9 protein-coding genes are annotated in these 10,390 nt (G+C 61.7%); 8 read left to right on the top strand and 1 reads right to left on the bottom strand.

What is annotated here, in order from left to right; genetic code table 11:
• Positions 1-6 precede the first annotated feature (6 nt).
• The 3 genes from AC50YL_RS03505 (at position 7) to AC50YL_RS03495 (ending at position 5,491) form a co-directional block, all read left to right on the top strand.
• On the top strand, positions 7-1,236 hold the full coding sequence (locus AC50YL_RS03505; RefSeq protein ID WP_494829323.1) for an exonuclease SbcCD subunit D: 1,230 nt from the start codon (positions 7-9) through the stop codon (positions 1,234-1,236).
• Positions 1,233-4,742: an AAA family ATPase gene (locus AC50YL_RS03500; protein ID WP_494829321.1), complete on the top strand. Its 3,510-nt coding sequence runs from the start codon at positions 1,233-1,235 to the stop codon at positions 4,740-4,742. The genes AC50YL_RS03505 and AC50YL_RS03500 overlap by 4 nt, the downstream gene beginning before the upstream one ends.
• 131 nt (positions 4,743-4,873) lie before the next feature.
• Positions 4,874-5,491 (top strand): hypothetical protein, encoded by a 618-nt coding sequence (locus AC50YL_RS03495; RefSeq protein WP_494829319.1) that lies wholly within the window; start codon positions 4,874-4,876, stop codon positions 5,489-5,491.
• A 57-nt stretch (positions 5,492-5,548) separates the two neighbouring features.
• On the opposite strand, the gene AC50YL_RS03490 is transcribed toward AC50YL_RS03495, so the two are convergent.
• Entirely contained in the window at positions 5,549-6,877 is a 1,329-nt protein-coding gene (locus AC50YL_RS03490; protein ID WP_494829318.1) for an FAD-dependent oxidoreductase, read from the bottom strand.
• 275 nt (positions 6,878-7,152) lie between these two features.
• Between AC50YL_RS03490 and AC50YL_RS03485 the strand changes: the two genes are divergently transcribed.
• The 5 genes from AC50YL_RS03485 (at position 7,153) to AC50YL_RS03465 (ending at position 10,327) form a co-directional block, all read left to right on the top strand.
• Positions 7,153-7,605, top strand: coding sequence for a hypothetical protein (locus tag AC50YL_RS03485; protein ID WP_494829316.1), 453 nt, complete (start codon positions 7,153-7,155; stop codon positions 7,603-7,605).
• Between the two features lie 148 nt (positions 7,606-7,753).
• Complete coding sequence (locus AC50YL_RS03480; protein ID WP_161741070.1) at positions 7,754-8,098, top strand: histidine triad nucleotide-binding protein; 345 nt, start codon at positions 7,754-7,756, stop codon at positions 8,096-8,098.
• A 111-nt stretch (positions 8,099-8,209) separates the two neighbouring features.
• The gene (rpsU, locus tag AC50YL_RS03475; protein WP_090573672.1) at positions 8,210-8,383 is read left to right on the top strand and encodes a 30S ribosomal protein S21; all 174 of its coding nucleotides are present in this window, start codon (positions 8,210-8,212) and stop codon (positions 8,381-8,383) included.
• A gap of 15 nt (positions 8,384-8,398) precedes the next feature.
• Positions 8,399-8,842, top strand: a complete 444-nt coding sequence (locus tag AC50YL_RS03470) for a GatB/YqeY domain-containing protein (protein ID WP_494829313.1) — start codon at positions 8,399-8,401, stop codon at positions 8,840-8,842.
• Positions 8,843-8,977: 135 nt separating this feature from the next.
• A complete protein-coding gene (locus tag AC50YL_RS03465) occupies positions 8,978-10,327 on the top strand; it encodes an MATE family efflux transporter (RefSeq protein WP_494829312.1) in 1,350 nt (449 codons plus the stop codon).
• Positions 10,328-10,390: the final 63 nt, after the last annotated feature.

Below are 10,390 nucleotides of genomic sequence, written 5' to 3'. Positions count from 1 at the left end.
CGAATAATGCGCATATTGCATACGGCCGACTGGCATTTCGGGCGTTCGCTCGAAGGCCGGAGCAGAATCGAGGAACAAGCGGCTTTCGTCGACGAGCTCGCCGCGCTGGTGCGGGACGAAGGCATCGACCTCGTGCTGCTCGCCGGCGACGTGTACGATTCCGTCAATCCGCCCGCCGCGGCGGAGGGACTGTTCTATGAAGCCGTTGCGAGACTCGCCGACGGCGGCCGGCGGACGATCGCCGTCATCGCGGGCAACCATGATCATCCCGACCGGGTGTCCGCTTCCGCGCCGCTTGCCGCGCGCAGCGGCATACGACTGGTCGGCATGCCGACGGACCGGCCGCTCGTCGTCGACGTGCCGCGGACGGGCGAGCAGGCGGTCATCGCCGCGCTGCCGTATCCGTCGGAGTCGCGCCTGCGCGAGCTGCTGAGCGAAGCGACGGACGAAGGGCAGCTGCGCAGCGCTTATTCGGAACGCGTCGGCCGGCTGATGCAGCAGCTCGGCACGGCTTTCCGCGGCGATACGGTCAATTTGGCCATGAGCCATATTTACGTGCTGGGCGGCTTGGAGACGGACTCGGAACGGCCGATTCAGATCGGCGGCGCGTATACGGTGGACCCGTCCGCGCTGCGAATCGGGGCGCAGTACGTGGCGCTCGGCCATCTGCATCGTCCGCAGCGCGTGGCCGGCGACGAGACGATGCGCTACAGCGGATCGCCGCTGGCGTACAGCTTTTCGGAGGCGGATTACGCGAAGGCCGTGACGGTCTTCGACGCCGCTCCCGGCGAGCCCGTCGTTCCGCGGCAAATCCTCTTGAATTCCGGCCGGCCGTTGGTCAGCTGGAACGCCAAGGGCGGCATCGCCGAAGTGACCGCCTGGCTGGAAGAAGGACGCGACGCAAGGGCATGGATCGATCTCAGCATCCATATGACGGAGGCGATGACGCTGCAGCATATCCAGCAGCTTCGCCGACAGCATGAAGGTCTTGTACATATCCGGCCTATATATCCGGAAACGGCGGAAACGATCGAACTGGATGCCCGCTCGCGGGAGCGGATGCCGGCCGAAGAACTGTTTCGCCGGTTCTTCTCGCGGCAGACCGGGGGCGGCGAGCCGGACGCGGAGACGGTTCGATTGTTCCTGGAGCTGATCGCGGAAGACGACGACGAAGCGCCGGCTCCGTCCGAAAGCAAAGACGGCGGCGGATCGTACGCGGGAGGTGAAAGCGCATGAAACCGATATTGCTTCGATTGAGCGGTCTGCAAAGCTACCGCGAAGCCCAGGAGGTCGATTTCGAGCGGCTGTGCGAAGCGGGCGTATTCGGGATTTTCGGTCCGACGGGCAGCGGCAAGTCCAGCATCCTGGACGCCGTGACGCTTGCGCTGTACGGCAAAGTCGAACGCGCGGCGGGCGGCACGCAGGGGATCATGAACCAAGCGGAGAGAACGCTCGCCGTCGCCTTCACCTTCGATCTCGCGGGGGCCGGCGAGCGGAAACGCTACCGCGTGGAGCGGCAGTTCAAGCGCGGCGGCGACGTGTCCGTCAGCAATACGCTGAGCCGCTTCGTGGAAGTGACGGAAGCCGGCGACGTCGTGATCGCGGACAAGCTGGCCGACGTCACGCGCTGCGTGGAAACGCACATCGGCCTGAACATGCAGGACTTCACGCGGGCGGTCGTGCTCCCGCAAGGGAAGTTCGCCGAGTTTCTGTCGCTGACCGGCAAGGACCGCCGCTCGATGCTGCAGCGGCTGTTCCATTTGGAACGGTTCGGCGACGGGTTGGCGCTGAAGCTCAGCCAGCGCATGAAAGCGGCGGAAGCCGCGCTCCAGGAGGCGGCGGCCGAGCAGCTTGGCCTCGGCGACGCTTCGGCCGCCGCGGTGGATGCGGCGGCGGCCCGCTACCGCGAAGCGGCCGCGGCTTCCGCGAACGCGCGGGCCGCGCTCGCGGAAGCGGAGCGGCTGCACGCGGAGCGCGTGCACGTGCGCGAGCGCTTGCTGGCGCTGCGCGAGAAGGAAGCGCTGCACGCGAAGCTGCAGGCGGACGCTCCGCGCGTCGCGGAGCTGGAGCGCGAGCTGCAGCGCCTCGCGGCGGCGGAGCGGCTGCTGCCGGCGCTCGCCGCCGCCGGCGCGGCCGAAGCGGCGCTGCGCGCTGCCGCTTCGCGCCGCGAGGCCGCCGTGCAGGCGCATGCCGCACGGCTGGAGGCGGCCACGGCCGCAGCCGCCGCGTGGACGGCGGCTGCGGCCGAAGCCGCGGCCGGCGAGCCGCGCCTGGCGCTGCGGCTCGACCAGCTTGCGGGCGCGCAGCGCCTCGAGCGCGAAGCCGCCGAGCTTGCGGCAGACGCCGCGGCCGTCGAGCATCGCGCCGGCGAAGCCGCGGAGCGGCAGCGCGCCTACGGCGAGCAGGCGGCCAAGGCGCAGGAAATGCTCGGCCGCGCGGCCGCCAAGCAGGCGGAGCTGCGCGGCGAGCTGAAAAAGGTAGAGCTGACCTCCTTGGACCGGGAACGTCGGGGCAAGCTGACCAAAAGGCTGCAGCAGTTCAATCAGCTTTCCGCGCAAGCGGAAGCCGCGCACGCGGAGCTGGCCGCGGCTTCGGAACGCCGCGAGCAAGCCAAGCTTGCGCACGGCGCGATTCGAACGGAGCATACGGAGGCTTATGCGGCGTTAAAGGGCCAAGCCGAACAATTGCTTCCGGTCCGCAGCCTGCTCGCTTATTTGACGGAGAAGCTGCATCCGCTGGCAGCGGCGCTTCCGAAGTGGTCGGAACGCGCCCGCCGCGATCAGCGCGAGCAGCAGCGCATGGAATTGGCCGCCGCGCTGGCCGCGGACCTTCGGGACGGAGAACCCTGCCCCGTCTGTGGTTCCTCCGATCATCATGGCCGCCATGCCTCGCTGAACGAGCCTGCGGAATCGGCGGATTCGCTGCTGCAGGCTTGGGAGGAGTTAAGCGTCCGGTACCGGCAGCTTCAGCTCGAGCTGTCTCCGCTGCAGGCGAGAGCGGAAGCGGCCGCGGAACGGCTGCTGGAGACGGTACAGGCCGTAAGCCGCGACGAATCTTCCGATGCGAAGGACGCCGCGCCTTGGCCGGAGGCCGAGCTTCTCCTCGGGGAAGCCGCGGCGGCGGCCGAATCCGCACTGGCAAGCCGGACCCAAGACCTTGATCCGTTGGAACCGACCGCTTCCGGGCAGCATGCGGAGGCGCTGGAGCACTATCGGCGAGCGCTCGATCTCGTGCAAGAGCTGACGGCCGTCAATGCCCGGCAGCTTGCCGCCGGCGAGAAGGCAGCCGCGTCGGCCCGCATCCGCTATGCGGAGACGGAACGCAGGATGGAACAAGGCGCATCGGCGTTCGCGACCCAAGAAGCGCTGGCCGGCCGCGCGCAGGGGCAGTACGATCAATGCCGGGCCGCGCTCGATCGCGAACTTGCCGAATGGCAGTCGCAGATCGGCGGAGGACTCCGTCCGCAGGAAGCGGAGGAAGCGCTGCAGGCTCTCGATGACCGGGAAGCGGCGGCTGACGAGCTGCGTACCCGTTTGGAACGAAGCGTTACGTATATCGAGGAGACGGCGCGCACGCAGCAGGAGAGCGGCAGACTTGCCCAAGAAGCGCAGCTGGAAGCCGTTCAGCTTGCGGCCACGCTCGCCGGGCAGCGGCAGCAGCTCGCGGAGAAGCGGGAGCAGGCGGCCGCGATTACGGGCGGCCAGTCGGCCTTTCGGCTTCTGGAAGCCGCGGAGCAGGAGTTGGCCGAGCTCCGCGCGAGGACCGCTCAGCTTACGCAGCGTCACGAAGCCGCGCAGCAGGCGCTGCAGCAGGCGTCCGAGCAGCGGACGGGCGCGGCGGAGGCGGAACGCGCCGCGGCGGACCGGCACAAGGAAACCGCCGGGGAATGGGAAGCGGCGCTGGCGCGTTCGCCGTTCGGCAGCGCGGACGAAGCGACCGCGCTGCAGCCGATGCTGGGCCAGCAGGTCGCGATCGCGGACATCGTTGCCCGGCACCGGGAGGAAGAACAGCAGCTGTCGGCGCAGGTCGGCCTGCTGCGCGATCAGCTCGGCGGCCGTACGCTGACCGAGGAAGAGTGGGAAGCGTCCGCCGACGCGCTTCGGCGGCACCGGGCGGAGAACGACTTATGCCTTCAATCCGCCGCGAAGGCGGAGCGGGATTTGGAGTCGCTCAAAAGCAAGCAGGAACGCTGGAACGCGCTGGAGGCGAAGCGGGCGGAGATGGATCGGCTGACGGGCAGGCTGAAGTCGCTGCAGACCGTTTTCCGCGGCAACGCGTTCGTGGAATACGTCGCGGAGGAACAGCTGATCCAGGTGTGCAGGGCCGCGTCGGAGCGGCTCGGGTTTCTTACCAAGCGCCGTTATGCGCTGGAGGTCGACGCCGGGGGCGGCTTCGTCATCCGCGACGATGCGGGCGGCGGCATCCGGCGTCCGGTCTCGACGTTGTCCGGCGGGGAGACGTTCCTTGCTTCGCTGGCGCTTGCTTTGGCGCTTTCGGGGCAAATCCAGCTCAGGGGCAAGTATCCGCTGCAATTCTTCTTCCTCGACGAAGGCTTCGGCACGTTGGATCCCGAGCTGCTGGATACCGTGATCACCGCGCTCGAGAAGCTGCATAACGAGACGCTGGCGGTCGGCGTCATCAGCCACGTACCGGAGCTGAGAGCAAGGCTGCCGCGCAGGCTGATCGTGACGCCGTCCGAGCCCTTCGGCAAAGGAAGCTCGGTCGAGCTCGAGACGATGTGACGGATCTGTTAACGTTGCGCCGGCCCGGTTGCTTTCCGGACGGGAATTCGCTAACGTAGGGAAGAGAATGCCAGGCGGGACGGGCTGCGGCCGGGAACCGTCGGCGGAACTTTCGTGTAGGGGGCAGTCCAGTGGAAGAGCAGCAGACCAAACGGCCGATTTTTACGCCGATCGTACTTATTTTGCTGACCGTCAGTTTAATCGGCAATGTGTTCTTATACTCCAAAATGCTTCAAAACGAGCAATCGGATAAAGCGGATCGCGGGGCGAGCGTGCTGCAATCGGGAAATGACGCCAAAGCCTTTTTCGACTTGGCCGTCGCGCAAACCGGCGAGCTGATCGCCAAACCGGACCTTGCTTCCCGCATGCTGGCGAAGAGCAAGCTGATCGCCGCTTACCGGCAGGCGACCGCCGCAGAAGATTTCGTCCGGGCGGCGGAAGACGCAAACGGCAAGCCGTTTTCGGCAGCCAAGCGCAGCGCGACCGAATTCATGGATCAGACGCTGGCGTCGCTTCAGGCGATCGGCAATCACGACGGACCGCTAACGGACGGGGAACAAGCCTATATGGACGAGCTGCTTCAAGTGTTCAAGGCTTGCCAGCAGGAGCTGTCCGCCTTCCGGCACGACACGATCAACCATGAGCAGTCGCTGGCGATTCTGGTGGACGGCGGATGGCCGCCCATGGCGGGCAAGCTGCTCGCGCATATGAACGAACCGGACGAGCTGACGTTCGATCCTTCCAAGTAACGACAAGACAGGCCGCGTTTCTCTCTCCAGGAGGGAACGCGGCCTGTTTGGTTTTGGTTAAGCGTGAATACTCGTTCGTGCCTTAACCGATTCCTTCAAGAGCAGCCTTGCGGCGCTTCGGCCGCTCGAGAACGCGCGCTCGGCCAGTTCGCCTTTGCCTTCGCAGCCGTCCCCGCAGAAGTAAAACGGCATGCTTTCGATCCGGATGGGCAGCAGCTTGTTGCTTGCCACGTTTTTGACGCTTTGCACCATCGCCTTCTTGGATACGCGCTTGACGGCGACGGCCTCCCGCCAGCCCGGATAATGCCGGTCGAACAAGGCTTCCATTCGTTCCGTCCGTTCGTCCAGATAAGCTTTGCGGTCGGTCCCGCCGCCGTTTTGCTCGTCGCTCAGATAAGCGATCCCTTGAAGCAGCTGTCCGCCGTCCGGCACGAGCGTGTGGTCGGTAGCGGACACGTCGGAGATGAACAGTTTATGGTTCATGTCGCTGATATAGCTGAACGGGCGGGCAACGACATGCGTCAGGCCGACGTCGTACACCATGACCTCCGTCGCCGAATTATGCTCGTACGGAGCGAGAAACGGTTCCCACGCCGTTCCGCGAAGCAGCTTGACGGTCTGCTGCACGGGCATCGCGAAGACGACCCGGTCGAACGCTTCCTCGCGCGCTTTCGTTTTCAGCACGAATTTGCCGCGATCGTACGCGATAGCGTCAACGCCTTCCTGCAGGGCGATCGTCCAGCGACCGGACGAGTCGATCTTTTCGCGCAATTGGCCGGTGATGACCGCCCAGCTGCCCAGTACGTAATTGACGGGGCGCTGCGACAGGAACAGGTTGTGGTAATAATCGCTGATGACCGGACCCGGCACGCGCCGAGCGTCTTCGGGCGTAATGAAGAAGTTGCTGCATACGAGATGCTCCCACAGCTCTTTGACGTCCTCGCCCGCCCCCGATTCGGCCAAATAATCGCCGAGCGTCGCGTAGTGCTTGATTTGGTGGATATTCGCGATGATCGCCGTAATCTCCCCGACGAAACGGACCTTCTGCATCGCCGACAAAATGTCCGTTTTCATCAGATTCACGAAATCGAGCGGGGCCGGCGTGATCTGCTCGCCTTTCTCGTACATCACCTTGCGTTTGTCGACCTGCTTGCTGCCGAAACGCAATCGAAGCTCCCGTTCCATGACGGACAACGTATGCCGATCCAAGCCGTAGATCGCATGCGCGCCGTAATTCAGCGTAAACCCTGCTTTCTCGTAGGTGAAAGCCCGTCCGCCCAGCTGCGGGCTGCGTTCGAACAGAACGCCTTCGATGTCCGGCTGCTCCGACAGGTAAGCGGCCGCCGTCAGCCCGGCCAGCCCGCCTCCGATAATCGCCACTTTCATGCAGATTCGCCTCCCAAACTCAAAAATCCTCGCAGACAAGCTGCCGCGCCGAAGCTGCGCATGAACGCCCGCCTCCGCGTCCCGGAGCGCAGTAAAGCGCTCTGACGCCTTCATTATACGCGCCGATTTTTGGCCGATCCATCTCGATTCTGACTGATAGTCCCATCGAATCGGCATCGGTCGCACAGGGATAAACGCCCATTTTGCGCGTCCATAGGCGCCATTTGCCCACGGGCGAATATCATGGTAGCAGAATGAAGGAGGTCATGTTGAGAATGGAGAAAAAAGTGACTACTTCCCCGGTGGGCAAGTCGTCCAAAGGAATGGCGGCTTCCCCGTCCGGGAAGAAATCGACGGGTACGATCGTTCCCCCGCCGTCCAAGACGCCAACGGGGCCGAAGCCGACGTCGCCCGGCGAACCGGCAAAACCGCATACGCATCATCACGTCCATAAGCATGATATGAAGCATTGGTGCCATGCGCACATGCACCGTTACGTCCTCGCCCACACGCATGACGGCTGGTGCTGCGACGGATTCATCGAGCATATCGACGATGAGGTCGTCTGCATCGCCGTGCCGAATTACGGAGGGGCGGACCGCGCGTTTTTCCCGGGCCCGTTCTACCCGCCGCTTTATCCGTATCCGTATTTCCCGCGCCGCCGCTTTTACCGGCAGGTTTTCCCCTTAACGGCGCTGCTCGGCCTGTCTCTGCTGCCGTTTTATTGAGCCTTGGCGGCCTGTCTAGCCGTACCGCCGTGACGAACCAGCGTACCCGACGGGACGCTGGTTTTCGCCATTGGACTTGCCTTCCATTTTTCGCTATGATGGGAAAGGAGATAGACGATTATTAGGCGCGGGGAAGGAGCTTTGAAGCATGGACTGTATTTTTTGCAAGATCATCGAGGGCAGCATTCCATCCGCTAAAGTGTTTGAGAATGACCGCATCGTCGCGTTTCGCGACATTCAGCCTGCGGCGCCTGTACATATTCTGATTATTCCGAAGAAACACATTCCGACGATGAACGACGTAACGGCGGAAGACGACGCGCTGATGGCCGAGCTGTTCGCGGCCGCCCGTCAGATCGCGCGGGAGCTCGGCATAGCGGAATCCGGTTACCGGCTGATCAACAACGTGAACGCCGACGGCGGACAAGTCGTCTACCATCTGCATATTCACCTGCTTGGCGGCGCTAAATTGCACGGTCTGAACGGGGCGTAAAAAATAGCCTGTCCGTTCAAGTTGACACTGCCTTTCTTTATCCACTATAATTAAATTTGATGAACCGTGTTAACTTTCTTGGACGGTCTGATTCGGAGGGAGGGAAAACTGGTGTCTGAAACAAAAGTTCGCAAAAACGAGACGATCGATGCTGCACTCCGCCGCTTCAAACGTACCATCGCAAAGGATGGCGTATTGGCCGAGGTGAAGAAACGCAAGCATTATGAGAAGCCTAGTGTGAAGCGTAAGTTGAAGTCCGAGGCTGCGCGCAAGAGAAAGTTTTAGGAGGATCCTTCCACAATGAACCTTAGCGAACGATTGAACGACGATATGAAGCAGGCGATGAAGAGTCAGGAGAAGTTCAAGCTCACCACGATTCGGATGATCCGTTCGTCCGTCAAGAATCAGGAGATCGAGCTTAAACGTCCGCTTGAAGATTCCGAAGTGCTTGATATCTTAAGTCGTGAGATCAAACAACGTAAAGATTCCCTCCAAGAATTTGAGAAAGCCGGCCGCGATGATCTTGCGAAAGATGTCGCAGCAGAAATTGAAATTATTAGTGTATACCTGCCTCAGCAGCTGACCGAAGAAGAGATCAAGATGATTGTTCAGCAGACCATCCAGGAGACCGGTGCTTCTTCGAAAGCCGAGATGGGGAAAGTCATGAGCGCACTTTTACCAAAAGTTAAAGGGCGAGCTGATGGTAAACTAGTAAACACATTTGTGCAGCAATTTCTGCAATAACATAGGCTGACAGCCAAACACTCCTCCATGCGGGGAGTGTTTTTTCGTTTTTCCCGTCGAGGGAAAGCTATTGACACGGCATCCGCGCCTGGGCGACAATTAGGGCTAACCTAGAGAAACGAGGCTTCCACGCTCATGCTGCGTAATTGGAAAGAAATCTTGCTTTTGGCCATTCCTTCCTTGGTTTCCTTTGCAAGCGCTACCGTCGTCGGGACGATCAATCTGATCATCGTCGGCCAGCTCGGCTCGCTCATCATCGCCATCGTCGGGGTTTCAAACATCATCATGTACAACGCGTTCGCGCTCTTCTCGGGTATCGGCCATACCGTGAATTATTTGGTCGCGCAAAACTACGGCGCCGGCGATATGAAGCGAGGCATTCAACGGACGTACATCGCCATGTACATGTGTCTCCTATTCGCCCTGTTGATCGCGTTGGTCGGACTGGTTGGCGCCGATGACGTGCTGCGGTGGACCGGCGGGTCGAAAAATCTCGTGGAAACGGGGAGCTTCTATCTGGAGCTTCGCTTCTACGCCATGTCGTTCGGCATCATCAATTTTGCCTTCCACGGGTTTCTCCGCGGCATCGGCGCGACCAAGATGTCCATGATCGTCTCGCTGATGGCGAATGTTCCGATTCTGCTGCTCACGTATTTGTTGACGTACGGCAAGCTCGGACTGCCGGAGCTCGGGTTAAAGGGCGCGGGGATCGCCATACTAATTGGGGAAAGCGCCCAAACCCTCATCTGCGCGTTCATTTTCTTCGTCATCCTCAACAAGAAGTTCCAAACCCGCAAATACATGACGATCGCCTTCAAATGGGTGGAGATGAAGCTGATCATGCTGGAGAGCGGCAAGCTGGGCATGCAGGAATTTTCGCTCAGCCTGTCGATGTACATCTTTACCGCGTTCGTCGCGCGATTGGGCGATCAAGCGCTGGCGGCCAACGAAGTCGCGCTCAGCATCATGTCCTTCGGCTTCATGCCGGCCTTCGCTTTCGGATCGACCGCGACCATCCTGGTCGGCCAATTCGTGGGCAAAGGCACGCCGCTGCTGGGACGAAGGGTCGGCACGGATACGGCGATCCTCGGCTCCGCCTTCCTCTTCGTGCTCGGAACGCTGGAATTTATTTTCGCGCATGAGATCACCCGTTTGTATACGAACGATCCCGAGGTATACGAGCTTGCCGCGTACCTCATCCAAGCATCCGCGTATCTGCAGATTTTCGACGGGCTGTTGAATTTCTATGCCGGCGGCTTGCGCGGGATCGGCGATACGACGTTCCTGCTGCGGATTTCGTTCGTCGTCAGCTGGTTTCTGTTCGTGCCGCTCGCGTACTTGTTCATCTTCGTCTTCCATTGGGGGAGCATGGGCGCGTGGATCGCGTTGTATTCGTTCCTGATGGTGTTCGGCCTCTCCATCATGATTCGGTTTTACAGGACGGATTGGACCGCGGTTCGGCTGAAAGAAGCCGCTCACGCCTAATTGAAACGTTCCGTGGTCGTTTCCGTACTAGAGGAATAGTTACGCCGCTTGTAATACGCGCAG

The sequence above is a fragment of the Paenibacillus sp. J22P277 genome (genome assembly GCF_059383675.1).
This window is presented reverse-complemented; position numbering and strand designations above follow the sequence as displayed.